A 26,117-nucleotide genomic window follows, 5' to 3' on the forward strand; every position below is an offset into this window, starting at 1 on the left:
GCTCATACCGCGACGGGTTCGGACTCGGCGAGCACCGCCGACGGGAAGATGATGTGCACGCGGGATGGGTCGGCGCAGCCGAGACGCGCCGGCCCCCCGACGACGAGCGACGACACGTCGGCGGTCGACGGGAGGGTGCAGACGATGGGGGCACCGCCCGCCGTCTCCAGCTCGATGCGATAGCGGTCGCCCTGGAAGCTCACGATGCGGACGACGCCCTCGAACGACCAGGCCCCTGACGGCGCCGAGGCCGGCAGGATCGAGAGGTCCTCGGGCCGGATGACGGCGACGCCGTCGTTGCGGTGCCGCTCGTCGAGCTCGAGGATGCGGCCGTCGAGCAGCGGGACGAGGTTCGCCTCGCCGAGGAACTTCGCCACGTACTCCGTCGCCGGACGCCGGTACAGGTCCTCCGGCGCGGCCATCTGCACGAAGACGCCCTCGTGCATGATCGCGACCCGGTCGGACATCGTGAGCGCCTCCGTCTGGTCATGGGTGACGGCGATCGTCGTGATCCCCACGCGCTGCTGGATGCGCTTGATCTCCACCTGCATCTGCTCGCGCAACTGCTTGTCGAGCGCCGCCATCGGCTCGTCGAGGAGGAGCACGGCGGGGTTCGCCGCGAGGGCGCGGGCGAGCGCCACCCGCTGCCGCTGCCCGCCGGAGAGCGAGGCCGGCATCCGCGCCTGCATCCCGCCGAGCTTGACGAGCTCGAGCATCTCCCCCGCGACCCTGCGGCGCTCGGCAGCGGGTCGACGCGCAGCGAGCAGCGGGAAGGCCACGTTGTCGCCGATGCTCAGGTGCGGGAAGAGCGCGTAGGACTGGAACACCACGCCGACGTTGCGCTTCTGCGGAGGCGTGCGCTCGACACTCTCGCCGTCGAATCGCACGTGGCCGGAGTCGACGTGGAGCAGTCCCGCGATGACGTTGAGCAGCGTCGACTTGCCGCTGCCGCTCGCACCGAGCAGCGTGACGAACTCGCCGGCCTGCACGTCGAGGCAGACCTGCTTGAGCACGTGGTTGTGGCCGAGGGTGACATCGACCCGGTCGATGGTGACGGAGACGGTCATGCGGTGGCTACCTTCCTCGGGCGGGGACGCGCGGGGCCTCGGGCGTTGATCCGGGAGAAGATCCCGAGGATCGCCAGGGCGAGCAGGGAGACGATCGTGGAGGCCGCCGTGAGCTGCGGCGAGAAGGCCTCCTGGGAGGCGCTGAGCATCTTGAGCGGCAGGGTCTGGGTGCCCGGCGGGAGGAGGAACACGGAGAGGACGACCTCGTCGAAGACGATGTTGGCAGCGAAGATCGCGCCAGCGACGACGTTCGGCCAGAGGAGCGGCAGCTCGACCTTCCAGAGGACGAGCGGCCACCGCGCGCCGAGGGTCGCCGCCGCGCTGTGCAGCGCCGGGTCGATGCGGCCGATCCCTGCCGAGACGAGCACGAAGACGTACGGCACGGCGATGAGCGCCTCGCCGATGACGAGCGGCACGAGGGTCCGATCGAGGAACGGCAGCTGCTCCTTGACCCCGTACAGCCCCACGCCGTACGCGATCGGCGGGAGCGCGATCGGCAGGATGAAGAGCGTGCGCACCCATCGCGCCGCAGTGCGACTGAGACGCGGGATCGCGAGCGCGCCGATCGTGCCGACCACGACCGCGATGACCGTCGAGACGGCCGAGACGAGCAGCGACAGGCCGAACGGCTCGAGCCAGGCGTCATCCTGCAGGACGTCTGCATACCACTTGAGCGAGAAGCCGGTCGGCGGGAACATCAGCAGCGCGCCGTCGGTCCACGAGGTGGCGACGAGGATGAGGAACGGGACGAAGAGCAGCAGCCCGGCGAACAGGGCCACCACGTAGATCGGGAGCCGGTAGAGCCCGAGCACGGCGTTCATGGGTCGCATCGTCAGCCCCACTTCTCACTGACCCGGAAGAGCCGGTCGGCGACGAGATAGATGACGGCGGTCGCGGCGACGAGCAGCAGGCTCATCGCGGCGCCGAGGTCGGGGCGGTTGGTGGTGCTGATCTGCAGGTCGATGACTCCGGCGACCGTGAGGTTCGACGGCCCGCCGAGCAGCAGCGGGGTGACGTAGAAGCCCAGTGCCATGACGAAGACGAGCACTCCACCGCTGATGAGCGCCGGCCGAATCGCGGGCAGCAGGACGCTTCGGAAGATGAGCGGCGGGCGAGCACCGAAGATGACCGCCGCGTTGAGCTGCTCGCGGTCGACGGTCGAGAGTGCGGTGATCACCGGGAGCACCGCGAACGGAAGCATGACCGCGACCATCGCGGGGTACATCGCGAGCGCAGTCTGGTAGAGCTCGATCGGTTCGTCGGCGAGTCCGAGGGAGCTGAGCGCCCAGAACAGCGCCCCGCGAGGGAGCTCGAGCAGCATCCACCCCACGGTGCGCACGGTGATCGAGGTCCAGAGCGAGAGGAAGAGCCAGGCGATCAGCAGGAACGCGAGCCAGCGCGGGCCCGCCCAGATGCCGAGCGAGTAGACGGCCCCGACGATCACCGTGAGGACGGTGACGATGCCGGCCATGACGACGGTGCGGACGACGGCCGAGGTGAACGAGCTCATCGCGAACACCTCCGAGAAGGCGTCGCCCTCGCCGTCGAGGGACTGGGTGACGAGCGCGAGGAGCGGAAGGCCGAGGGCGAGCGCGAAGAACAGCAGCGGCGGCCAGAGCAGCCAGCGCCGTTCCGCCGTGGTGGTGACGGTGCGAGTCGGGGCTCGACCGGGGGTCGGTGCGGGCTTCGACGGACGGACCTGGTCCGGAATGCCCTCGGCGCCCGCGATCGGGAGGTCGGTGGCGGTCATCCGGCGAGCCACTCGGCATATCGGGCGGAGAGCTCGTCGAGGTGGTCTGCGCGCCACTGCTCGTCGAAGTACAGCGCCTCGGTGTGCTCCGGGGCGTTCGGCAGCGCCGAGACGGTGTCGGCGTCGAGGAATTCGAACGTCGCGGTGTTGGCCGGACCGTACAGCGTGCGCTCGGTGAAGACCGCCTGGCGCTCGGGATCGGCCAGCCAGTCGGCGAGCGCGAGGGCGTTGTCCCGGTTCCTCGCCGTCTTCGGGATGACGAAGAAGTTGGGGCTGAGGAACGCCTGGTCCCATTGCACCGTCAGGTCGAGGCCGGAGTTCTCCAGGGCGGTGAACTGGCCGGTGACGCTGACGGCGATGCTCGCGCTGCCGCTCGAGAGCAGGGTCTGCACCTCGGGGTAGGAGCTGTAGAAGACGAGGTCGTCCCGGATGCTGTCGAGCTTGGCCGTGGCGCGCTCGAAGTCGATCGGGTAGAGGTCCTCCGGGTCGACCCCGTCGGCGAGCAGGGCGATCTCGAAGGAGGCGTCGTAGCTGCCGGGGCTGCCCGGCCAGGCGCGCTTGCCGGGATAGGCGTCGGTGTCGAAGAAGTCGACCCAGTCGTGCGGACCGCCGTCGGCGAACGTGTCGGTCAGCCAGGCCTGGGCGATGCCGATGGTGAAGCCGCCGATGGCGTGGTCCTGGACCTCCTCGGGCAGGTTGTCGCCCCTCGCGACGTCGTCGGGCAGGGTGAGGATGTCGTCCTGATAGCGAAGCAGCGTGTCGGTCGACACCTGGATGAGGTCGTAGTCCCCCTCCCCGCCCTCGAGCATGCCGAAGCCGATGGCGTCCTCGAAGCTCGCCGAGACGACGTCGACACCGGTCTCGCCGGTGAACGAGTCGAAGTAGGCGACCTGCCGGGACTTGTTGGTGGGGCCGCCGTAGTCGGCCCAGACGATCTCGCCGGCGAGCGCGCCGCCGCCGGAAGCGGGAGCAGGTTCGGCGGAACAGCCGGCGAGGAGGGCGATCGCGCTCGCGACGCCGACCGCGGCCAGCGCCGAGCGCACGCGGATCCGGCGTCGGAGGGGTGGGGTGTGCATGGCGGGAACCATCCTTCGGTGCAGGGCAGGGATCGGTGTCACTGACCCAGAGGACCGGGAATGGATCCAATATAAAGGGAGATGGATCCCGATGCGTTACGGCGATGTTTCGGCAGTGTTAATTCACCCGCCTGCGCCGCTGCGTCCGAGGACCGGACGGCGCCTGCCCACGTCGGAAGCCGCTTCGATCGAGGCCGCGGCGCGCAGCAGCGCTCCCTCAGCACGATACCTTGCCACTAGCTGGGCACCTACCGGGAGCCCATTGCGCGTGAACCCGGCGGGCAGGCTCAGCGCCGGCATCGCGGTCGACGTGATGCGGATGCAGCTGCGCTGCCAGGTGTAGTACCGCTCCATCGGCGTGCCCGCGACCTCGTGCGGCCATTCCCAGTCGACCGGGAACGGCGCGAGCTGCGCGGTCGGCAGGACGAGCAGCTCGAACTCGCCGAACAGGGCCTGCATCCGCCGGAACAGCCGCGTGCGCAGCTCGCCCGCCCGCGCGACGTCGGCGCCCGTGATCTCAGCCGCCCATGCCATCTCCTGGTGCACCGTCGCCTTGACGAGTTCCGGATGACGCCGCGCGTCCCCACCATGCGCGGTGAGGAACTCCAGCGCACGGTACGTCTCGAAGACCTCGTCCGCCCCGGAGAGGTCGGGCTCGACATCCGTCACCCGGGCGCCGAGCGCGACGAGCCGCGCGCGGAACCGATCCATCACCTCGAGCACCTCGTCTTCGACCGGGAGACCGTCGCCGGTCCGGCTGAAGGCGATCGGCATTCCTGCGATCGACCCCGCCTGGAGCGAGGCGAAGGCCGCGCCGTCCTGGTCGATGCCGAGCGGCGCACGCGGTTCGGGGCCGGCGATCACCGAGAGCAGCAGTGCGACGTCGTCCACCGACCGGGCCATCGGCCCGAGGACCGACGCGGGATCCCAGGCGTCCCCGGGGCGGGCCGAGGCCACGCGCCCAGGCGACGGGCGGAGGCCGACGACGTTGTTGAACGCGGCCGGGTTGCGGATGCTGCCGCCGAGATCGGAGCCGTCCGCGATCGGCAGCAGCTCGGCGGCGAGCGCGGCGCCGGCTCCCCCGGAGCTGCCGCCTGCCGAACGGCCGAGGTCGTAGGGATTGCGAGTCGCCCCGAACACCTCGTTGAAGGTGTGCGAGCCCGCCCCGAACTCGGGGGTGTTGGTCTTGCCGATGACGATCGCCCCGGCCGCCTTGAGCCGCTGGACGATGAGCGCATCTCGGCTCGGAACATGGTCGGCGTAGATCCGCGAGCCCGAGGTGGTCCGGATCCCCGCGGTGTCCATGAGGTCCTTGATGGCGATCGGCAGTCCATGCAGCGCGCCGAGCGGTTCGCCCGCCTCGCGGCGCGCGTCAGCCTCGGCGGCGCCAGCGCGGGCGCGTTCCTCGTCGAGGCTCACGATCGCGTTGATGAGCGGGTTCACCTCGGCGATGCGCACGAGGTGCTCGTCCATCACCTCACGCGCGCTGAGTGCACCCGTCGCCATGTCGCGAGTCAGCGACCGCGCGGTGCGGGAGACGATCGGCGTGTCGCTGACTGGGCGTTCCTGTGCCATGGCGCGGATCCTCACCTTGGGGGGATACCGTTGACGTTACTCTGGATCCACATATTACGATCGTGGATACTACGAGAGGATGTGCCGTGTGATCGAGACCGCCCTCGGGCCCATCGGCCCCGACGAGCTGGGCATCACCTCGATGAACGAGCATCTGCTCTCCGACTCCTCGACCTTGCTGCGGCCTGCACGCGAGCCGATGCCCGTCGACGAGCGCGTGACCATGGCGAACCTCGGCTTCGTGCATTGGAACTACCTCGCCCTGCGCGACAACCTCGTGCTCGACGACGCCGACCTCGCGATCGCCGAACTGCAGCACGCCGCGAGCCTCGGGCAACGGGCGATCGTCGAGACCACCTCATGGGGCATGGGTCCACGCCACGCCGAGCTCCCCGCCATCGCGCGGGCCGCCGGACTGCACGTCGCGGTCGCGTACGGCACCTACCTGGGCCGGAGCCTGCCCGAGTGGCTGCCGGCGCTGAGCGAGACCGAGCTCGAGGCGCACCTGTTCTCCGCGCTGGCCGAGGCGATCCCGGGGACCGACTACAAGGCGGCCATGCTCGGCCTGATCGGCACGAGCGCGGTGCTGGACCCGGTCGAGCGGCGCGGCCTCGTCGCGTCCGCACGGGCCGCGGCCCGTGCCGGCGCGTCGATCGCCATCCGCCTCGACCCCGCAGCCCGTCTGGGCGTGGACGTGCTCGACATCGTGACCGGGGCGGGGCTGCCAGCGGAGCGCGTCGTCTTCTGCAACGTCGACGAGTTCCTCGACGACGCCTACCTCGCCGAGCTCGGCGACGCAGGGGCGACCCTCGAATTCGACTTCGGCAACGAGGCCTACTACCACGACGCCTACAAGGACCCGACGGACGCCGAGCGGGTGGACTTCCTGCTGAAGCTGCTCGAGCGCCGCCCGGAGACGGCGATCGTCTTCGGCAACTCGGTGTGGTCGAAGGCCCAGTTGCGCGCCTTCGGCGGCATGGGCTACGGCCACCTGCTCGGCCGCATCGTCCCGTTGCTCGGCCGCCAGGGCGTCTCGAAGGAGCAGCTCGACGAGATCCTGGTCTCGCGGCCGCGGCGCCTGCTCGATCGGGTCCCGGTGACGGAGCGGGCGGAGGTCGTGCGATGATCCAGACCGTCCTCGGTCCGATCCACCCCGAGGAGCTCGGCGTCACGTCGATGAACGAGCACCTGGTGGCCGACTCGGCGAAGTTCCTCCGCCCGGCGCGGGAGCCCGCGCCTGCCGAGCCCCGGATGGCCGTCGAGCACCTCGGCTTCGTGCGCTGGAACTATCTCGGCCTGCGCGACAACCTCGTGCTCGACGAGCCCGAGGTGACGGTGGCCGAGCTGCGGCACGCGGTCGGCCTCGGTCAGGACGCGGTGGTCGAGGTGACCTCGTTCGGCATGGGACCCGACCACGCGGCGCTCCCGGCGATCTCGCGCGCGAGCGGCATGCAGATCGCGCTCGCCTACGGCACCTATATCGCCAGGAGCCTGCCCGACTGGGTGCTCACCGCGACCGAGGACGAGCTCGAGCAGCGCTTCCACACCGCGCTCGAGGTCGCAGTCCCCGGCACCGCCTACCGTGCGGCGATGCTCGGCCTGCTCGGCACGAGCGCCGAGATCGCGCCGGTCGAGCGACGGGCGCTCCGTGCCGCCGCGCGCGCCGCCGCGCGCGCCGGGGCCGCGGTGAGCATCCGCCTCGACGCCTCGGCGCGGCTCGGGCCGACGGTGCTGCGGATCCTCACCGACGAGGGGCTCAGCCCCGACCGGGTCGTCTTCAGCAACGTCGACAAGGTGATGGATGTCGACTACGTCGCCGAGATGGGCGCCGCAGGCGCGACGCTCGAGATCGCCTTCGGAGAGGAGTCGTACTTCGGCGACGGTTCGAAGGACGCGACCGATGCCGAGCGGCTGCGATTCCTCCTCGCGCTCCTGGAGCGCGACCCGGACCACTCGATCGTGCTCGCATGCTCGGTCTGGACGAAGGGGCAGCTCGGCGCATACGGCGGTATGGGATACGGGCACCTGGTCGGGCGCATCGTGCCGATCCTGGAACGCCAGGGCGTGGGCCCCGAGCGACTCCATGAGATGCTCGTGGCCCGACCTCGCGTTCTGCTCGATCGGCCCTGACCACTTCCCGACTCGAGCGGAATGTGTGCAAAACTTGGTGAATTGGATCCAATCCGAGAGAGGCTGTGTCTGTGAGCGCCCCGACCCCTGACGTCCCCCTGCACTACCGGTCCGCCGTCGACCTCGCAACCGGCATCCGCACCAGGGAGCTGTCGGCCGTCGAAGTCATGCGCGCCCACCTCGACCGGATCGAGGAGACCAATGGCGCAGTCAACGCGATCGTCGCGATGATCCCCGAGAGTGAGGCGCTCACCGCAGCCGAGGAGGCGGATCGCGCGGTCGCCCGCGGTGACGAGCTCGGTCCGCTCCACGGGCTCCCGGCCGGCATCAAGGACCTCATGGATGTCGCCGGGCTGCCCACCTCGCACGGCTCCGCCGCCTACGCCGATTCGCCGCCCGCCGAGCGTGACGCCCTCATCGTGCGTCGGATGCGTGCCGCCGGTGCCGTCATCATCGGCAAGACCAACACGCCCGAGGTCGGGCTCGGCACGCTCACGTTCAACCCCGTGCACGGAGTCACCCGCAACCCGTGGAATCGCTCCCGGCACGCGGGGGGCAGCAGTGGCGGCAGCGCCGCTGCGGTCGCGGCGGGCATGCTGCCCATCGCCGACGGTTCCGACAGCGGCGGCAGCCTGAGGTACCCGGCCGCATTCTGCAACATCGTGGGTCTGCGGCCCTCAGCGGGCCGCGTCGCGAGCGGCCGTGCCGACAACGGCTGGACCGCGCATGGCGTCCTGGGGCCGATGACGCGCGACTCGCTCGACGCCGCCCTGCTCATGAGTGCGATCGCCGGACCCGACCCGATCGCCCCGATGTCCATCGCCGAGGAACCCTCCGTGTTCGTCGGCCTCGACCCGTCCGACCCGTCCGAGGTGCGGATCGCCTGGAGCGCCGATGCGGGCGGGGTGCCGATCGCGGCCGAGATCCGCGCCGCGCACGCACGGGCACGGGAAGCGCTCGTCGCCGCCGGCTACGTGATCGTCGACGTCGAGCCCGAGCTCGCGGACGCCGAGTCGGCGTGGGAGACCATCGAGATGTACAACTTCTTCGCGACCGGACGCCGGGACGCCGCCGAGCGGCCCGACCTCCTTCGCCCCGATTACCTGCGCAACATCCGACAGGGCGAGCAGCTCACGACCGCACAGCTCGCCGACGCCCTGGCGACGCGCACCGCCGTCTTCCGACGCACCGCCGCGCTGCTCGCCGAGTTCGACCTGCTCATCGCGCCCGCGACGCCGGTCGCGCCGCCGCCTGCCGACGTCGAGTGGGTCGACGAAGTCGACGGCGTGCGCTACGACCGGTATTTCCGCTGGCAGATGCTGGCCAACCGCTTCACCGTCACGGCGCACCCGGTGCTCGTGACGCCCGGCGGCTTCACCGAGTCGGGGCTGCCCGTCGGCCTGCAGCTCGTCGGGCGGCACCGCGGGGAGCCCGATCTGCTGCGACATGCGGCGGGCATCGAGGCCGCCCTGGGACTGACCCGCCTGCATCCCGCGCTCTGACGGGGGTGGACCGCACGGCCGGCGCCGTACGGTCAACCCCCGCCTGGGCCCGCTGGTTCAGGCGGCCACGGGCTCGAGGTCCTCGCGCGCCGACCGCTCGAGTTCGAGACGCTCGAGCTCGGCGAGCTCGTCGAGCTCCTCCGAGGGCGAACGGCGCCGGAGGACGCCGACCAGTGCGTAGGTGCCGAAGCCGACTAGCGCGGCGATCAGGGTCGCCCAGCCGTCGAGCTCGGGGCCGACGACATCGTTCGGGAGGTACAGCAAGTCGTTGGGCACGCCGTACAGCGTGGGGGTCAGCGCGAGCAAGACCATCCGCACGACGAAGCCGACCACGACCGACGCGAGGGCGGCCACGACGCCCGGGCGCTTCCAGAAGATGCCGAGGATGAAGGGCGCCGCGAGGCAGGCGAGCATGAGGTCGAAGGCGAGGGTGAGCAGGATGCCGGTCTGGCTGACCCGGATGGCGAGGAACACTCCGACCGCCACGATCGGCAGCATCGCGAGCCGCGTCCACCGCAGCAGCGGGTCGGCGCCCTCGTTCACCACCCGGCGAACGTTGAAGATGTTGCGAACCGCGATCGCCGAGGTGGCGAGGATGGCGCCCGACGCGGTCGAGAACGAGGCGGCGACGATGCCCGAGAGCACGAGGATCGCGAGCACCGGCGGGGCGTACTCGTCGAGCAGCGTGAACAGCACGGGGCCGTCCTCGACGCTGATGCCGAGCACGGCGGTCGCGCTGAGGGCGACGAGCGCGAACAGCGTGCCGATAACGGCCGTGCCGGCCGCGGCGATGAAGCAGGCGCGACGCGCGACCTCGGGCGACTTGGCGCCGAAGATGCGCTGCATGAAGTCGATCGCCACGATGTCGCCGATGGCGAGCGCGATGAGGGTGGCCCAGTTGATCGGCGCGCCCTGGGCGGGGTCGGTGAGCTGGCCGAGGTCGAACGGCCCCATGCCCGGCGGGATGACGATGCCGAAGGAGACCGCCACCCACGCGAACAGGGCGATCGCGGCGACCACGGTGATCGCCGTCTGGATCACCGCCGTGTACGCGTCGGAGAACAGCCCGCCAGCGATCGTGTAGGAGAGCACGAGTGCCACGGACACGACCACCCCCCACTCGTAGGGCACGTTCGCGAACCGCTCGAGCAGGTACCCGCACGCGACGAGGTTGCCGGCGAGGAGCGTGGTGAACGAGAGCAGCATGATCACCGAGGCGAGCACCTCGGTGGTGCGTCCGTATCGGATGCGGAAGTAGTCCGCGAGCGTGAACAGCTTCATGCGGTTCATGGGCTTGGCGAGGAACAGCCCGGTGAGCAGCAGGCAGATCGCGAGTCCGATGGCGAGCGAGGCGCCGGCCCAGAAGCCGAACTGCGAGGTGAGGTCGGTGTTGCCGACCGTCGCGTTCGAGTCGACGGCGGCGGCGGTGAGCGAGACGGCGACGAGCGGCACTCCGAGCCGTCGCCCGGCGACGAGGTAGTTCGCACTGTCGCCGTCGATCTTGCGGGCGACGGCGATGCCGACGATGAGGACCACCAGGACGGTGAGTCCGACTCCGAGGATGATCATGGCGTGCTCCCGATGGGGTGAGGGATGGCGCCGACAGGTTTCTATCGGTTGATAGGTAACTTGGTCGCCCCACGTACCACCCGTCTTTCGGGAATGAAACGATCGCGTTAATTCGTGCGAGCCGGAGCGACGCCGACGCCGCGCCGCGCGCAGGGCGCACAGGGCGCTGAGGTCGCCGACGCGGTCAGCGCGACGGGGTCGCCGCGATCTCGGAGAGGAGCACGGCGCCGGCCTCGCGCGCCCGGCGCACGGAACCGGGATCGACGTCGAGCACCCGCAGCGCGGCATCCGCGATCCCGAAGGCCGTCTCGTCGTCGATCGACTCCGGCGCGCGCCGCCGCTGCAGGATCACGCTCTCGACGAGGCCGAGCACGAGCGCGCTCGCCCGCGCGACATCCCTGACGCCGCACGCGGCGACGAGCGTGCGGTACGCCGTCTCGAGTTCGGAGCGGCGCTCGTGGAACGCGGCGAACCGCTCGTCTCCGAGCTCGGGGAGCAGGTAGAGCGAGCCGACGTTCTCCTCGCCTCCGGTGAGCAAGCGCACATCCGAGACGCAGAGCGCCCAGAGCCGGTGCTCGGGCGGATCGGGCAGTGCGAGCAGACGTGCGGCCGCGTCGAGCGAGGGCTGCACCGTGCCGAGGAGCAGTTCGAGCAGCACCTCGTGCTTGCCGGAGAAGTAGTGGTACACGCTCGCCTGGCGGATGCCTGCGGCCTTCGCGAGCGCGTGCGTGCTCGTGCTGCCGTATCCCTCGGAGCAGAAGAGCCGCGCCCCCGCCGCGAGGATGTCTTTCCGCGTGCCGAGGCCGGTGGGCGACGCTCCCGATACGCGGGGTCGACCGGTGGGGCGCGCCATGATCGTCAACGCTAGCAGGCGCCGGGAACGCCCGGCCGAGGCCGCCGCGGGTTTCTGTTACGTGACCGAAACCTCGAGGGCACACCGGCGACACCGGCATCCGCTTGCCTATTTCTATCAATCAGTAGAAAGGCAGCGGATGACCACGACCGAGACCTCGTCGACCTCGACGACCGCGGGCGCGCGGGCCCACGCGCGAGCACAGGAGGGGATCATCGTCGACGCGCAGCCGGTGCTGCCCGCGGGCTCGGCGGAGCCGCCCGCCGGCGTCGCGCCAGAGCGACTTCGCTGGGTGGAGCGGGTGGCCGGCGGCAACTACACGCACAAGCGACTCGCGCGGGGCAGCATGCTGCGGCTCACCGATGTCACCGGCGACGCCTGCGCCTCCATCCTCCTCTACAACGCCGACGAGCCCTTCGAACGGCTCAACATCGCCGACACCGTCAAGGTGCAGTGGCAGGTGTACACCGGCGCGGGCCAGCTGCTGCTCTCGGACCAGGGCCGGGTCCTGGCGTCGGTCGCCGAGGACACGTCCGGCCGGCACGACGCGATCTACGGCACGAGCTCGCTCGCTCGCAACGCCGAGCGCTACGGCGACGGCGCCGCGCAGGGCCCGAGTCCGGCCGGACGGGAACTGTTCGCGCTCGCGGCGGCGAAGCACGGGCTCGGCCGGCGCGATCTCCCGCCGTGCATCTCGTTCTTCCAGGGTGTGCGCATCCACGACGGCGGCCGCCCCGAGTTCCTCGGCTCGGCAGGCGCGGGCGCCTCGATCACCCTGCGCATCGAGATGCCCGCGGTCGTGCTCATCGCCAACACGGCGCACCCGCTCGATCCACGGCCGGAGTACGTGAGCGGACCCGTGGACGTGCACGCCTGGACCGCTGGCGCGACCCGCCCCGGCGACGCGCTCTGGGACGCCACCCCTGAGGGACGCCGCGCATTCCTCAACACCCACGACTACCTCGACGCGAGGGGGATCGCATGACCGTGCAGGACTTCGGCACCGAGATCAGCCGCGAGCTCGTGGCGCCGCGCAGCCCGTGGTCGACGATGCTCCGGGCCGGACAGGTGCTCACCATGGTCGACGTCGACGGCAACCAGGCCGTCGACTTCCTCGCCTACGACGCACACGACACCTCGAAGGCGTACAGTGCGCAGGCGACCCTGCAGGGGCAGGACTCCGTCTACCTGACGACAGGATCGGTGCTGCGCACGAGCGAGTACGAGCCGCTGCTCACCATCGTCGCCACCGACGTCGACCGCCACGACACCCTCGGGGGCGCGTGCTCCAAGGAGAGCAACACCCTGCGGTACGGGTACCACACCTCCGTCCAGCACGCCTGCGCAGAGAACTTCATCGCCGAGCTCGGCCGCTACGGCATGGGCAAGCGCGACCAGGTCTCCAACGTCAACTGGTTCATGAACGTACCGGTCGACCCCGACGGCGCGCTCGGCATCGTCGACGGTATCTCCTCGCCGGGGCTCAGCGTGAGCCTTCGCGCGGAGCGCGATGCCCTCGTCGTCGTCTCGAACTGTCCGCAGGTCAACAATCCGTGCAACGGCTTCGACCCGAGTCGCGCGGAGATGATCGTCTTCGCCGGGGAAGAGGGGCTGTGAGCGCCTTCGACACGCTGCTGGTCGCCAACCGGGGCGAGATCGCGGCACGCATCATCCGCACCGCCAAGCGGATGGGGCTGCGCACGGTCGCGGTCTTCTCCGAGGCCGACCGGGGCGCCCTGCACACGGTCCTCGCCGATGAGGCCGTCTTCCTCGGCCCGGCGCCCGCCGCCGAGAGCTACCTGCGCATCGACCGCATCGTCGAGGCGGCCGAGGCGACCGGCGCCGGGGCGATCCACCCAGGGTACGGCTTCCTCTCCGAGAACGTGGCGTTCGCTCGGGCCTGCGCCGCGGCCGGCATCGTCTTCGTGGGTCCGACGCCCGAGCAGCTCGACGTGTTCGGCGCGAAGCACACCGCCAGGCAGGCCGCCGAAGCCGCAGGAGTGCCCATGCTGAGCGGCACCGGCCTGCTCGAGTCGCTCGACGAGGCGCTCGGCGCCGCGGAGCGCGTCGGCTATCCGGTCATGCTGAAGGCCGCTGCCGGCGGTGGCGGCATCGGCATGCAGGCCTGCCGCGGCGGCGCGGAACTCGCCGCGGCGTGGGACAACGTACGCCGGCTGGCCGAGGCGAACTTCTCCTCGTCGGACGTCTTCCTCGAGCGGCTCGTCGAGGGCGCCCGTCACGTCGAGGTGCAGGTCTTCGGCGACGGCCTCGGCGAGGTCGTCGCGATCGGCGACCGCGACTGCACGCTGCAACGTCGCCACCAGAAGGTCGTCGAGGAGTCGCCGAGCCCCGAACTGCCCGGCGACGTGCGGGCCGAGATCACCGAGGCCGCAGTGCGCCTCGCCGCATCCGTGTCGTACCGGTCGGCCGGCACGGTCGAGTACATCTACGACCCGGTCCGCCGCGAGGCGGCGTTCCTCGAGGTCAACACCCGGTTGCAGGTCGAGCATCCGGTGACCGAGGCGCGCTTCGGCATCGACCTCGTCGAGTGGATGCTCCGGCTCGCGCAGGGCGACACCGAAGTGGTGCGCACCCCGCTCTCGCCGGCGGGCGCCGCGGTCGAGGCTCGCATCTACGCCGAGAACGTCGATCTCGGCAACCTCCCGAGCTCCGGCACCGTCACGAACCTCGTGCTGCCCGCCGGCGCACGCGTCGACACCTGGCTCCGACCGGGCACGGAGGTCTCCACGAACTACGACCCGATGCTCGCCAAGATCATCGTGCACGGACCCGACCGGGATGCCGCGTGGGGGGCGCTGCGCGACGCGCTCGACGGCACCCGGATCGACGGCATCGCCACGAACCTCGGGACGCTGCGGGCGATCGCACGGGATGAGGAGGTGCTCGCCGCACGGCACTCGACGCGGACGCTCGAGCACGTCCGCGATCCCACGCCCCGGATCGAGGTGCTGAAACCCGGCATGCTCACGACCGTGCAGGACTGGCCCGGTCGTCTCGGGTACTGGCCGGTCGGCATCCCGCCGTCGGGCCCCATGGACGCTCACTCGTTCCGCCTCGGCAACCGCGCGCTCGGCAACTCCGAGGGCGCCCCGGGCCTGGAATGCACGATGACCGGCCCGACCCTGCGGTTCCACCGCGAGACACGGGTCATGGTGACCGGTGCACCGGCGCCGGTCACCGTCGACGGCTCCGTCGTGCCGCAGTGGACGCCGGTGACCGTCCCCGCCGGCGGGGTGCTCGAGGTCGGCACGACGACCAGCGGCATGCGCGTCTACCTCCTGGTCGAGGGCGGCCTCGACGTGCCGGATGTCATGGGCTCGGCCGCCACCTTCGACCTCGGCGGCATCGGCGGGGCCTCCGGCCGGGCGCTCCAGGCCGGGGACGTCATCGCGGTGGCCGCGCCCCCGTCGCCGCAGCCCGTGCACACGGTGTCTGTCGGCGAGCGTCCCGAGTTCACGGGCGAATGGGAGCTCGCGGCCCTCGAGGGTCCGCATGCCGCACCGGAGTTCTTCACCGTCGCCGACATGGAGACGTTCTACGCGGCCGACTGGCAGGTGCATTTCAACTCCGCGCGCACCGGCGTGCGCCTCGTCGGACCGAAGCCCGCGTGGGCGCGCGCCGACGGCGGCGAGGCGGGCCTGCACCCGTCGAACATCCACGACACCCCGTACTCGGTCGGCGCCGTCGACTACACGGGCGACCTGCCGATCCTGCTCGGGCCCGACGGACCGAGCCTCGGCGGATTCACCTGCCCGGCGACGGTCGCCAGCGGCCACCTCTGGAAACTCGGCCAGCTGCGGCCGGGCGACATGGTTCGGTTCGTCCCGGTCACCGCCGTGCAGGCGGATGCGACGCGCGACGCGCCCGTCGCGCCCGTCGTCGCGGGACGAGGCGCTGTGGTCGATGGGGGGATCCTCGCGACCGTTCCCGAGCGCGTTGGATCGCCGTCGGTGACGGTGCGACGCAGCGGCGACGCGAACGTGCTCGTCGAATTCGGCGAGCAGGCGCTCGAGCTCGCCTCCCGCATGCGGGTGCACGCCCTCATGGAGACCATGCAGGCGCGGGCGGGGGTAGGCGGGCTGCCCGGCGTCGTCGAGCTCACCCCGGGCATCCGCTCGCTGCAGATCCACTTCGACCCCTCGCGCACGAGCGTCGCGGAGGTCGCGGACGCCGCCCTCACCGCCGAGCTGGCGCTGCCGGCCAGCGGCGACATCCGCGTGCCGAGCCGCACCGTCTGGCTGCCGCTGTCGTGGGACGACCCTGCCACCCGCGAGGCGATCCGCCGGTACATGAACGGCGTGCGCGACGACGCCCCGTGGTGCCCGTGGAACATCGAGTTCATCCGCCGCATCAACGGGCTCGACCACGTCGACGACGTCTACCGCATCGTGTTCGACGCCGAGTACCTCGTGATGGGGCTCGGCGACGTCTACCTCGGCGCGCCGGTCGCGACGCCGCTCGATCCGCGGCACCGGCTGGTGACGACGAAGTACAACCCGGCGCGCACCTGGACGCCGCAGAACGCCGTCGGCATCGGCGGCGCCTACCTCTGCGTCTACGGCATGGAAGGTCCGGGCGGCTACCAGTTCGTCGGCCGAACGGTGCAGGTCTGGTCGACGCACCGCCAGGAGGGGCCGTTCGAACCGGGCGTTCCATGGCTGCTGCGCTTCTTCGATCGCATCCGCTGGTACCCGGTCGAGCCGTCGGAACTCCTCGAGATGCGCGCCGACATGGCGGCCGGCCGGCTGGCGCTCCGCATCGAGGAGGGCACGTTCGGCATGGCCGAGTACGAGGACTTCTTCGCCGAGCACGCAGCGTCCATCGCGGCGTTCCGGGCGCGCCAGGCCGCCGCGTTCGCTGCTGAGCGCGCGGCCTGGGAGGCCGCAGGCGAGTTCGACCGGGTCGACACCGAGCCGGTTGTGGCGCCCCCGCCAGAGGTCATCGTCCCTGCGGGGTGCGAGGGGGTCGAGGCTCAGTTCGTCGCGAATGTGTTCCGTATCGACATCGCAGAGGGCGACTTCGTGGCCGAGGGGCAGACGATCTTCGCCGTCGAGGCGATGAAGATGGAGGCGAGCGTGACCGCGCCGGTCTCGGGCCGCGTCGTCTCGGTCGTCGCCGAGCTCGGTTCCCAGGTCGGACCGGGCACCGTGCTCGCCGTCATCGAGGCGGAGGTGGCGGCGTGAGTGGCGGCGTGAACGGCATTCGCATCCCGCGCGACCCCCGCGCGCACGTCGCCTCGCGGCTGGCGCTCGCGGGCGCGAGGCCGGAGGCATGGATCGAACTGCGCCCGGAGTGGGAGATCTCGGTCGAGCTCGAGTCGGTCTGCGCGCGCGCCCGCGCCGGCGAGTCCCTGCCTCTCGCGGGAGCGCTCGTCGCCGTCAAGGGCAACATCGACGTGGCGGGGCTCGACACCACGGCGGCCTGTCCCGCGTTCGCCTATCGGCCTGCTCGAGATGCCACTGCCGTCGCACGCCTGCGTGCCGCGGGCGCCGTCGTGCTCGGCGTGACGAACCTCGACCAGTTCGCCACCGGGTTGGTCGGCAGTCGCAGCCCCTACGGCGCGGTGCGGCATGCGACGGATGCCTCGCGCATCTCGGGCGGCTCCAGCAGCGGGTCGGCGGTGGCCGTCGCACTCGGCGTCGCCGACCTCGCGCTCGGAACCGACACCGCGGGCTCCGGGCGGGTCCCCGCCGCGTTCCACGGTCTCTACGGCGTGAAGCCCACGAAGGGCATCGTCCCCGCCGCGGGCGTCGTCCCGGCCTGCCGCAGTCTCGACGTCGTGACCGCCATGGCGGCCGACCTCGACCTCGCCGAGTTCGCGGTGACGGTGATGTCCGGCGTCGACGAGCGCGACCCGCTCTCCCGTGCCACCCCCGAGGTCGTCGTCACCCTCACGGACCCGCCCCGCATCGGCGTTCCCAGGTCGGGGCAGCTCGGTGAGCTCGCCCCGGGCTGGGCCGAGGCATTCCGGGCGGCGGCCGATCGCTACGCGACATCCGGCGCCGATCTCGTGGAGGTCGACATCCGGCCGTTCCTCGACGTCGCGCGGATGCTGTACGACGGTGCGTTCGTGGCCGAGCGCTATGCGGCGGTCGGGAAGTTCGTCGACGCCCACCCCGACGAGGTCGACCCGACGGTCGGCGGCATCATCCGCCGAGCGCGGGACATCCCGGCGTGGCGGCTGTACCGCGACCTCGAACGGCTCGACCACGCGCGTCAGGACGCCGCGGCGGCCTTCGGCGACCTCGACGCGCTGCTCCTGCCGACGACGGTCGAGCACCCCACGCTCGCCGACGTCGCCGCCGACCCCATCGGCGTGAATTCGCGCCTCGGACGGTTCACGAACTTCGCGAACCTGCTCGACCTCGCGGCGCTGGCGATGCCGGCGGGGGAGGTCGACGGCCTGCCCTTCGGGGTGCAGCTCGTCGGCCCCGCGTTCAGCGATCGCCTGCTCGGCGAGATCGCGAGGATCGGGCGATGAGCGGCGGGATCCAGCTCGCCGTCGCGGGTGCGCACCTGCGGGGCCAGCCGCTGAACCATCAGCTCACCGACCGCGGCGCCGTGCTCGACCGGGAGACCGTGACGGCGCCACGCTATCGGCTCTACGCCCTCGCGACCGAGCCGCCGAAGCCCGGCGTCGTGCGCGTCGCCGTCGGCGGCGCCGCACTGCACGTCGAGGTCTGGAGGCTCGATCCGGCCGCGTTCGGCGACTTCGTCGCCGGACTCCCGCAGCCGATGGCGATCGGCAAGGTCGAGTTGGCCGACGGCGCATTGGTGAGCGGCTTCCTCGTCGAACCGATCGCCGTCGAGGGCGCGGCCGACATCAGCCGCTTCGGGGGGTGGCGCGAGTACCTGGCGGCGTCGCGCCCGTGACCGTCGGTCGCCTCGGCGCGCCGGTGGTCACGCGGCCGTTCGCAGCGGCGCCACCCCGGACTCCACGCCGGTCACGCGGGCTGTGGCGCCTGCTCCTTCGCCACGAGCGTGAGCACGTCGTAGGTCGCCACGAGCTCGTCGTTCTGGTTCTTCAGCACCGCATCCCAGCGCACCTCGCCGTAGTCGTCGGTCTCGCGCGGTGAGATCTGCTTCGCCGTGAGCTCGACGCGGATCGAGTCCCCCGGCGACACCGGCGTGATGAACCGCAGGTTCTCGAGACCGTAGTTCGCGAGGACCGGCCCGGGTGCGGCATCCACGAAGAGCCCGGCAGCCCACGAGACGAGCAGGTAGCCGTGCGCGACCCGGCCGGGGAAGAACGGGTTCGCCGCGGCCGCCTCCTCGTCCATGTGCGCGTAGAACGTGTCGCCGGTGAACTCGGCGAACGTCTCGATGTCCTCGAGGGTGACCGTGCGCGACGCCGACACGACCTGGTCGCCGAGGCGCAGCTCGGCGAGCGACTTGCGGAAGGGGTGCACCCCGCCCGACTGCGACGCCGCGCCCTGGTGCCAGATGCCCGTGAGCGCGGTGAGCATCTCGGGCGAGCCCTGCACCGCGGTGCGCTGCATGTGGTGCAGCACCGCACGGATGCCGCCCAGCTCCTCGCCGCCCCCGGCGCGTCCGGGCCCGCCGTGCACGAGGTTGGGCAGCGGCGACCCGTGCCCGGTCGAGCTGCGGGCGTCGTCGCGGTCGAGGAAGAGCACGCGGCCGTTGTACGCGGCGATGCCCGACGCGAGCGCCACGGCGACGGCGGGATCGTGCGTCGCGACGCTCGTCACGAGCGATCCGCCGCCGCGCGCCACGAGCTCGGATGCCTCGCCGAGCGACTCGTAGCCGACGATCGACGCGACCGGGCCGAACGCCTCGACCTCGTGCAGAGCCGGGCTCGCGGCATCCGCGAATCGCAGCAGCATGGGGGCGACGAAGGCGCCGTCGGATGCCTCGGCGGTCTCGCCGCCGACGCGTATGACGGTTGGGGCATGCGTCGACCCGACCACCAGCTCGCCGCCGGCGGCCTCGAGCTTCGCGACCTGCCGCAGCACCTCCTCGCGCTGCGCGACCGAGGCGAGCGGGCCCATCGTGACGCCTTCGGCGCGGGGGTCGCCGACGACCACGCGCTCGGCGATGCGGGCGCGCACCGCGTCGACCACGGCGTCGACGGATGCCGCGGGCACGATCGCGCGGCGGATCGCGGTGCACTTCTGCCCCGCCTTCGTGGTCATCTCCACCACGAGCTGCTTCACGTAGGCGTCGAACTCGGGCGTGCCGGCGACCGCGTCGGTGCCGAGCACGCTCGCGTTGATCGAGTCGGTCTCGCTCGTGAACCGGACGCCGCCCGTCTGCACGGAGTCGTGGGCGCGGAGCTTCTCGGCGGTGGATGCCGAACCGGTGAAGGCGACGAGGTCGCCGAGCCGGAGGTGGTCGAACAGGTCGGGGACGCTGCCCGAGACGAGCTGCAACGAGCCCTCGGGGAGCAGGCCCGACTCGACGAGGATGCGCACGAACGCCTCGGCGAGGTAGCCGGTGGGCGTCGCGGGCTTCACGAGCGTGGGCACGCCCGCAAGGAACGCGGGCGCGAACTTCTCGAGCGAGCCCCAGACGGGGAAGTTGAAGGCGTTGATCTGCACCGCCACGCCTGGCAGGCGCGTGTAGATATGCCGACCGAGGAATGAGCCGTCCTTCGAGAGGCTCTCCACGCCGCCGTCGACGTAGACCTTCGCGTTCGGCATCTCGCGGCGGCCCTTGCCCGAGTAGGCGAAGAGCACGCCGATGCCGCCGTCGATGTCGACCCACGAGTCCTGCTTCGTCGCACCCGTGCTGCTCGACAGTTCGTAGAGCTCGGCCTTGCGCTCGGTGAGCGCGAGCGCCATCTGCTTCAGCAGCACCGCGCGCTGGTGGAACGTGAGCTCGCCGAGCGACGCCTGGCCGATCGTGCGCGCGTACTCGAGCGCGGCGCCGAGGTCGAGGCCCTCGGTGCTCACCCGGGCGACCACCTCGCCCGTCGACGCGTCGCGCACCTCGGTCGCGGATGCGGCGGCCGCGCCGGCTGAAACCGGCACCGTCGGGGTCCACCACGCGCCGTTCACGTAGCTCGGCAGGATCTCGGTCATCCGTCGTTCTCCTTCGTCATCGTCGTTCTCCGTCATCGGCGACGGAGTCATCTGGCGTCCCAGCGGTAGAAGCCCTCGCCTGCCTTGCGGCCGAGCTTGCCCTCGGCCACCATGCGGCGCAGCAGTGCGGGCGGTGCGAACCGCTCGCCGAGCGTCGACGAGAGGTACTCGGCGATGCCGAGCCGCACGTCGAGGCCCACGATGTCGGTGAGACGCAGCGGACCCACCGGATGCTTGTAGCCCAGCGTCATGGCCGCGTCGATGTCCTCTGCCGACGCGACCCCGTCTTCGAGCATGCGGATCGCCTCGAGCCCGAGCGCGACGCCGAGCCGGGACGACGCGAAGCCCGGGGCGTCCGAGACTACGATCGGGGTCTTGCCGATGGCCTGCACCCACTCGCGGGCCTCGACCACGAGCCTGCCTTCGGTGGCGTCGCCGCGCACGACCTCGACGAGGGTCGAGGCGGGCACGGGGTTGAAGAAGTGCATGCCGAGGAACCGGTCCGGCCGTTCGAGCAGTGCGGCGAGCTGGTCGATCGAGATCGACGACGTGTTCGAGGCGAGCGCGGCATCCGCCGGGAGCACCGCCTCGGCGCGGGTGAGCGCGTCGATCTTCAGCGCGAGGTCCTCGGGCACCGCCTCGACCACGAGCCCGCACCGCGCGAAGTCCGCCACGTCGGTGCTCGTCGCGAAGCGCGAGGCGATGGCGGCCTCGTCGTCGTCGGCGGTGCCGCGGGCGACGGATGCCGCGACGGACTCGAGCACACGAGCCGACGCGGCGGCTGCGGCATCCGCATCGCGTTCGACCACCGTGACCCGCGACCCGGCGAGCAGGAACGCGTGCGCGATGCCCGCGCCCATGCGCCCGCCGCCGAGCACGCCGACGTCGGATGGGGCACCGGTCGGGGTCTCGCTCACTTGGGCTTCCTCTCGAGGAACTCGGTCATGCGTCGGAACTTCTCGGGGCTCTCGAAGAGCGCCGCCTGCGCCTCGAGGTCGACGGCGGGGTGCTCGGCGCGCGGCGCTCGGAACACGCGCTTCGTCGCGATCGTCGCGGCACGGTCGTTCCGGGCGATGCGATCGGCGATGGCGTGGGCGGCGGGGAGCAGCTCGTCGGCGGGGTGCAGCTCGCTCACGAGGCCGATCTCGATGGCCTCGTCGGCGCCGATGGTCCGCCCGGTGAGCAGCAGCTCGATCGCGCGGGCGTCGCCCACGATCTCCTTGAGGCGCCAGCTCGCCCCGGCCGCGGCGATGATGCCGAGCCCCGTCTCGGGGTTGCCGATGCGCAGCCGCGGGGTGGCGATGCGGATGTCGGCGGCGTACGCGAGCTCCGCCCCGCCGCCGAGCGCGTACCCGTCGAGTGCGGCGATCACGGGCATCGGGAGGTCGGCAACGCGGATGAACGCGTTCGCGTTGATGCCCCGGCGCGCGTCATCCGCTCGCCGTTCGCGGAGCTCGGCGATGTCCGCGCCCGACGCGAAGACACCGCCCGCGCCGATGAGGATCAGGATGCGCGGGATCGCCTCGAGCTCGGCGCAGAGCACATGCAGCGCGTCGATCGTCGCCTGGTCGATGGCGTTCTTCTTGTCGGGGCGGTTCAGCGTCGCGACGACGCGGTCGTCGAACCGCTCGACGTGCAGCGGGGAGTCCGCGGATGCCGCGTCGTGATGCTCGTCCATCACACGCGCTCCACGATGAGCGCCGTGCCCTGCCCGACGCCGACGCACATGGTCGCGAGCCCGTAGCGGGAGCCCTCGCGCTCCATGCGGCCGAGCAGCGTCACGACGAGGCGCGATCCCGACGAGCCGAGTGGATGCCCAAGCGCGATCGCCCCGCCGTCGGCGTTCACGCGCTCTGGGTCGAGCCCGAGCCGGCGGATGCAGGCGAGGGACTGCGTGGCGAACGCCTCGTTGAGCTCGACGGAGCCGATCTCGTCGAGGTCGAGGCCGGCGCGCTCGAGCGCCTTCTCGGTCGCCGGCACCGGGCCGAGCCCCATGATCTCGGGGGCGAGGCCTGCGGACGTGCCGACGACCACGCGGGCGCGCGGGGTGAGTCCGAGGCGCTCGACGGCCGCGGCGCTCGCGACCAGGATCGCTGAGGCACCGTCGTTCAGCGCGCTCGAGTTGCCGGCCGTGACGACCGAGCCGCCGGCCACGACGGGTCGGAGGCCCGCCAGCACCTCGAGCGTCGTCTCGGGGCGCGGCCCCTCGTCGACGAGCACCTCGCCGCGGTGGGTCGGCACGCCCACGATCTCAGCCTCGAATCGGCCCCCGGCGATCGCCGCGGCGGCGCGCTGCTGGCTGCGCAGCGCGAAGGCGTCGGCGTCCTCGCGCGTGATGCCGTCGATCCGGGCGACCTCCTCGGCGGTCTCGGGCATCGCGTACGTGGCCTTGTCGCGTGCGAGGAGCTCGGGATTCGGGAACCGCCAGCCGATCGACGTGTCGTACGCGGCGCCGGGACGCGCCCACGCCTTCCCGGGCTTCGCCTGCACCCAGGGCGCACGGGTCATCGACTCGACGCCGCCCGCGATGATGAGGTCGGCGTCGCCTGCCCGGATCGCCTGCGCGGCCATGGTGATCGCGGACATGCCCGACGCGCAGAGCCGGTTGACGGTGATGCCGGGCACCTCGTCGGGAAGCCCGGCGAGCAGCACCGACATCCGGGCGACGTTGCGGTTGTCCTCGCCGGCCTGGTTCGCGGCGCCCAGGATCACCTCGTCGATGGCGCCGAGCTCGCCGGCCTGGTCGAGCTCGGTGCGGCGCACGAGCTCGCCGACCACGAGCGCGGCGAGGTCGTCGGGCCGCACGCCCGCGAGGGCGCCGCCGTAGCGCCCGACCGGGGTACGCACTCCGCCGACGAGGTAGGCCTCCGCCATGGTTCACTCCTGACCGCACTGTCTCGGATGGAACGCCTCTCGATCCAGCGTAGACGCGGCGGATGCAGGCGCTCCGGTCGGAATTCCCGACCGACCGTTCAGGAAGTAATTATGGCGTACGGATGCCACGTGCGCCACTCGCGTACGCCGCACGTGAGCTCCGCACCCTTGCGGCAGCCGCGCGCCACCCGGGCGTGCCTACTCTGCGCCGGGCCCGACGAGCGCATCCTAGGCGCCCGGTTGCACCGCGCGCCCTCCTCGACACGCCCGATCTATGCGGCGAGCGCGTCGGGCAGCGCGAAGCGCGCCTTCCCGCCGAGGCGAGGCGTGCGGGCGGGGTCGATATGGGGCGGCGGAACGAACCACACCTCGTCACGAGTGGCGCGAATCTCCCAATTCTCGCGATGGATCCGGTGGTGGCAGAACGAGCAGAGCAGCACCCCGTTCGCGACATCGGTCGGGCCGGCGTCGCGTTCCCACCAGCGGATATGGTGTGCCTCGACATACGCGACGTTCTGCCCGCACGATGCACACCCGCCATCTCGTTCGCCGAGCGCAAGGCGTTGCGCCTTCGTGAAGAATCGGGCCGCCCGCCCGAGGTCGAGCGGAACGCCCTGGCCGCCGAGCACTGCGGGGATGAGCTCGCCGTCGGCGGCCATCCTCCTCACGGTCGCGGCGGAGACGGGCTGGTCGAGGCCGTCGACGGCGGCGTGTCCGAGCCCTTCGACGAGCGTGTCGAGATTCAGCCGGACGATGACGGTGGTCTTCGCCAGCGGGGTCAGGGTGTGCGTGCAGCCGAGGGTGTGGCGCGCGAGCGCAGCGAGCGCGTCGGCCTGGAGTTGGGGGATCGTGCGGTCGTCCTGGATGACGGGCCCTGGGCACGTCGCCCCATCGGCAACGTGTCCGTCGACGGAGGCACCGTCGCGCCGGCGTAGCACGTCGGTCACGAGAGCTTCGATCGCCGCCTTGATCGGCGCGGCCGTCTCGGGGTCGAGGCGGGCATGCAGGTGGACCATCCCGCCCGACTCCCGCATCGTGAGGGATCGGTCGTGTCGAAGCTGGTCTTCCCGTGGTTCGACGCCGGCTTGGTCGAGTCGTGCTTCCGCCTCCCGCACCCCGCGGATCACGAGCTCGAGAGGCGCATCGGCCGCCAGCGCGACGAGCGCCGCCTCGGCCACCTCTGCGACCTCGGTCTCGGCGCGGGCACCGACGCGATCGAGCATCGAAGTGATCGCGGATGCGGCCTCGATGCTGATCGCCGCCGCCTCGACCGCCGCCGCCACATGCGGGTGCGGCGCCGGGAGACGCTCACCCGTGAACGACTGCCGATCGGCGATGGCCGCACCGACAGCGATCAACCGGGACGCCTCACCGCGAGATGCTCCCGTCGACGCGGCGAGGAACCTCGACGGGTTGTGGAAGCCCTGCTGCTTTGCGAGCCCGGTATCGCCGAACTCGGGCCCGGACCGCCTGGCGACTTCGTTGCCGACCCGTGCCAGCAGGACGTCCGCATCGCGGCGGACTCGGGCGACCAGGTCTGCGACACCGACGAGCCCGGCATCGCTCATCTGCTCGAGCTCGACCTGTGCACTGCCGACGAGAGCCCCGAACGTCGGCCTCGCTTCCGACCATGCCGCGCGCAGCGCATCGAGGTCTTGCTCGAGCGGTTGCAGCGGCTGATCCATGTCATCATTCTCCATGGCACCACCGACATCGGCTCCTGCCAGAAAACCCCTCGTGATCAGCCGAAACCCGCGTGGAGAACTCCCTTGGCGTCGACCTGTGGAGGACGAGTGACCTCGTCGCTCGAATCGCTCGGATACCGCGTCGACGCCGCGACGGCGCTCGACGCCCGAGCAGTTGGCGCCTGCTGATCGGCGAATCAGCCCGCGTCGGGCTCCTCGGTGGGAGCGGGCGTGGACTCGGGGGTTCCGCTGTCGGTCGGCCCGAAGAGCACCCACTCCCCTGCAGCGCACTCGTAGAAGGAGACGGTCTCGGTGTCGATGTAGACATCGCCGTCCGCCGTGCACGTCTCGTTCGCCGGCGCTCCGAGCCCGAGCGTGACCTGCGTGCCGGCCGCACCCGGGGCACCCGACGCGCCGGTCTCGCCGGTCGCCCCGGTCTCGCCGGTCGCCCCGGCCTCGCCGGCCGGGCCTGTCGCGCCGGTGAGGTTCTCGGCTGCCGACACGCGGATGTTCCCGACGAGCGTCCAGTCGCCGTCCTGGAACAGGTAGACATCGGCGTTGGAGATGTCGATGTAGACGTCGCCCTCGTACCCCTTGCCCGATTCGGGCACGCCGGTGCCGGCGCGAACCGCGGATCCTGCAGGCAGGATCTCCTCGAGCGCCTCCTCATAGGCGGCCTCGTCGACCTCGGAGATCGTCGGCGTCGGCGTCGGGGCCGCCTCGGTCGAGTCGGTCGATCGCGCGAGCCACCCGCCGAGGAACGCCGCGACGAACGACAGGACGACGACCGCGACGCCGAACCAGATGAGCATCGCCCGACTCACGTTCGAGGATGGCGGCGTCGGGGGTGGCGGCGTGGGCTGGTTCGTCGTGTCCGGCGCGGCCGACGGCGGGGTCGGGGATTCCGGCGGCGTGTCCTGCGGGTGCGAGTCTTCACTCATGTCGTGCCCCTCCACGTCCCGCGCTCGGTTCGA

Annotated in this window: 21 protein-coding genes; 8 read left to right on the top strand and 13 right to left on the bottom strand. The window is 71.5% G+C overall.

Annotated features, from left to right (window positions below; genetic code table 11):
* Positions 1–2: 2 nt before the first annotated feature.
* From ASG80_RS16010 to ASG80_RS16030, 5 genes are all read right to left on the bottom strand, one after another.
* Entirely contained in the window at positions 3–1,067 is a 1,065-nt protein-coding gene (locus ASG80_RS16010; protein WP_056732475.1) for an ABC transporter ATP-binding protein, read from the bottom strand.
* On the bottom strand, positions 1,064–1,888 hold the full coding sequence (locus ASG80_RS16015; protein WP_056732477.1) for an ABC transporter permease: 825 nt from the start codon (positions 1,886–1,888) through the stop codon (positions 1,064–1,066). The genes ASG80_RS16010 and ASG80_RS16015 overlap by 4 nt, the downstream gene beginning before the upstream one ends.
* A gap of 11 nt (positions 1,889–1,899) precedes the next feature.
* Positions 1,900–2,817, bottom strand: coding sequence for an ABC transporter permease (locus ASG80_RS16020; protein WP_056732478.1), 918 nt, complete (start codon positions 2,815–2,817; stop codon positions 1,900–1,902).
* Positions 2,814–3,893: a PotD/PotF family extracellular solute-binding protein gene (locus ASG80_RS16025; RefSeq protein ID WP_056732480.1), complete on the bottom strand. Its 1,080-nt coding sequence runs from the start codon at positions 3,891–3,893 to the stop codon at positions 2,814–2,816. The genes ASG80_RS16020 and ASG80_RS16025 overlap by 4 nt, the downstream gene beginning before the upstream one ends.
* A gap of 123 nt (positions 3,894–4,016) precedes the next feature.
* Entirely contained in the window at positions 4,017–5,468 is a 1,452-nt protein-coding gene (locus tag ASG80_RS16030; protein WP_082590510.1) for an amidase, read from the bottom strand.
* Positions 5,469–5,556: 88 nt separating this feature from the next.
* On the opposite strand from ASG80_RS16030, the gene ASG80_RS16035 reads away from it, so the two are divergent.
* From ASG80_RS16035 to ASG80_RS16045, 3 genes are all read left to right on the top strand, one after another.
* Positions 5,557–6,594 carry a phosphotriesterase gene (locus ASG80_RS16035; protein ID WP_056732482.1) on the top strand — a complete coding sequence of 346 codons (1,038 nt, stop codon included), beginning with the start codon at positions 5,557–5,559 and terminating at the stop codon, positions 6,592–6,594.
* Positions 6,591–7,598, top strand: coding sequence for a hypothetical protein (locus ASG80_RS16040; RefSeq protein ID WP_056732484.1), 1,008 nt, complete (start codon positions 6,591–6,593; stop codon positions 7,596–7,598). The genes ASG80_RS16035 and ASG80_RS16040 overlap by 4 nt, the downstream gene beginning before the upstream one ends.
* A 71-nt stretch (positions 7,599–7,669) precedes the next feature.
* Positions 7,670–9,100 carry an amidase gene (locus ASG80_RS16045; protein ID WP_200952593.1) on the top strand — a complete coding sequence of 477 codons (1,431 nt, stop codon included), beginning with the start codon at positions 7,670–7,672 and terminating at the stop codon, positions 9,098–9,100.
* A 57-nt stretch (positions 9,101–9,157) separates the two neighbouring features.
* On the opposite strand, the gene ASG80_RS16050 is transcribed toward ASG80_RS16045, so the two are convergent.
* Positions 9,158–10,669 carry a sodium:solute symporter family protein gene (locus ASG80_RS16050; protein WP_056732488.1) on the bottom strand — a complete coding sequence of 504 codons (1,512 nt, stop codon included), beginning with the start codon at positions 10,667–10,669 and terminating at the stop codon, positions 9,158–9,160.
* Between the two features lie 184 nt (positions 10,670–10,853).
* Positions 10,854–11,522, bottom strand: a complete 669-nt coding sequence (locus tag ASG80_RS16055; RefSeq protein WP_056732490.1) for a TetR/AcrR family transcriptional regulator — start codon at positions 11,520–11,522, stop codon at positions 10,854–10,856.
* A 139-nt stretch (positions 11,523–11,661) separates the two neighbouring features.
* On the opposite strand from ASG80_RS16055, the gene ASG80_RS16060 reads away from it, so the two are divergent.
* Genes ASG80_RS16060 through ASG80_RS24175 form a run of 5 tightly spaced genes read left to right on the top strand, consistent with a single transcriptional unit; the run spans position 11,662 to position 18,416 of the window.
* Complete coding sequence (locus tag ASG80_RS16060) at positions 11,662–12,507, top strand: urea amidolyase associated protein UAAP1 (RefSeq protein WP_056732492.1); 846 nt, start codon at positions 11,662–11,664, stop codon at positions 12,505–12,507.
* Complete coding sequence (locus ASG80_RS16065) at positions 12,504–13,139, top strand: urea amidolyase associated protein UAAP2 (RefSeq protein ID WP_056732494.1); 636 nt, start codon at positions 12,504–12,506, stop codon at positions 13,137–13,139. Before ASG80_RS16060 ends, ASG80_RS16065 begins: the two co-directional genes overlap by 4 nt.
* Positions 13,136–16,726, top strand: a complete 3,591-nt coding sequence (gene uca / locus ASG80_RS16070) for an urea carboxylase (protein ID WP_082590511.1) — start codon at positions 13,136–13,138, stop codon at positions 16,724–16,726. The genes ASG80_RS16065 and uca overlap by 4 nt, the downstream gene beginning before the upstream one ends.
* Positions 16,727–16,734: 8 nt before the next feature.
* The gene (atzF, locus tag ASG80_RS16075; RefSeq protein ID WP_200952594.1) at positions 16,735–18,024 is read left to right on the top strand and encodes an allophanate hydrolase; all 1,290 of its coding nucleotides are present in this window, start codon (positions 16,735–16,737) and stop codon (positions 18,022–18,024) included.
* Positions 18,021–18,416, top strand: coding sequence for a hypothetical protein (locus tag ASG80_RS24175; RefSeq protein ID WP_200952595.1), 396 nt, complete (start codon positions 18,021–18,023; stop codon positions 18,414–18,416). The genes atzF and ASG80_RS24175 overlap by 4 nt, the downstream gene beginning before the upstream one ends.
* 71 nt (positions 18,417–18,487) lie before the next feature.
* Here ASG80_RS24175 and paaZ read toward each other — a convergent pair whose 3' ends face one another.
* The 6 genes from paaZ to ASG80_RS24180 form a co-directional block, all read right to left on the bottom strand.
* Complete coding sequence (paaZ, locus tag ASG80_RS16080; RefSeq protein WP_082590512.1) at positions 18,488–20,584, bottom strand: phenylacetic acid degradation bifunctional protein PaaZ; 2,097 nt, start codon at positions 20,582–20,584, stop codon at positions 18,488–18,490.
* A gap of 47 nt (positions 20,585–20,631) precedes the next feature.
* The gene (locus ASG80_RS16085; protein ID WP_056732496.1) at positions 20,632–21,501 is read right to left on the bottom strand and encodes a 3-hydroxyacyl-CoA dehydrogenase family protein; all 870 of its coding nucleotides are present in this window, start codon (positions 21,499–21,501) and stop codon (positions 20,632–20,634) included.
* Positions 21,498–22,262: an enoyl-CoA hydratase/isomerase family protein gene (locus tag ASG80_RS16090; RefSeq protein ID WP_056732497.1), complete on the bottom strand. Its 765-nt coding sequence runs from the start codon at positions 22,260–22,262 to the stop codon at positions 21,498–21,500. Before ASG80_RS16090 ends, ASG80_RS16085 begins: the two co-directional genes overlap by 4 nt.
* Positions 22,262–23,458 carry an acetyl-CoA C-acyltransferase gene (locus ASG80_RS16095; RefSeq protein ID WP_056732499.1) on the bottom strand — a complete coding sequence of 399 codons (1,197 nt, stop codon included), beginning with the start codon at positions 23,456–23,458 and terminating at the stop codon, positions 22,262–22,264. Before ASG80_RS16095 ends, ASG80_RS16090 begins: the two co-directional genes overlap by 1 nt.
* 272 nt (positions 23,459–23,730) lie before the next feature.
* Positions 23,731–25,143: an HNH endonuclease signature motif containing protein gene (locus ASG80_RS16100; protein ID WP_056732501.1), complete on the bottom strand. Its 1,413-nt coding sequence runs from the start codon at positions 25,141–25,143 to the stop codon at positions 23,731–23,733.
* Positions 25,144–25,340: 197 nt separating this feature from the next.
* Positions 25,341–26,084 (bottom strand): hypothetical protein, encoded by a 744-nt coding sequence (locus ASG80_RS24180; RefSeq protein WP_200952596.1) that lies wholly within the window; start codon positions 26,082–26,084, stop codon positions 25,341–25,343.
* Positions 26,085–26,117 lie beyond the last annotated feature (33 nt).

The organism is Agromyces sp. Soil535 (assembly GCF_001428255.1).
Lineage (GTDB): Bacteria > Actinomycetota > Actinomycetes > Actinomycetales > Microbacteriaceae > Agromyces.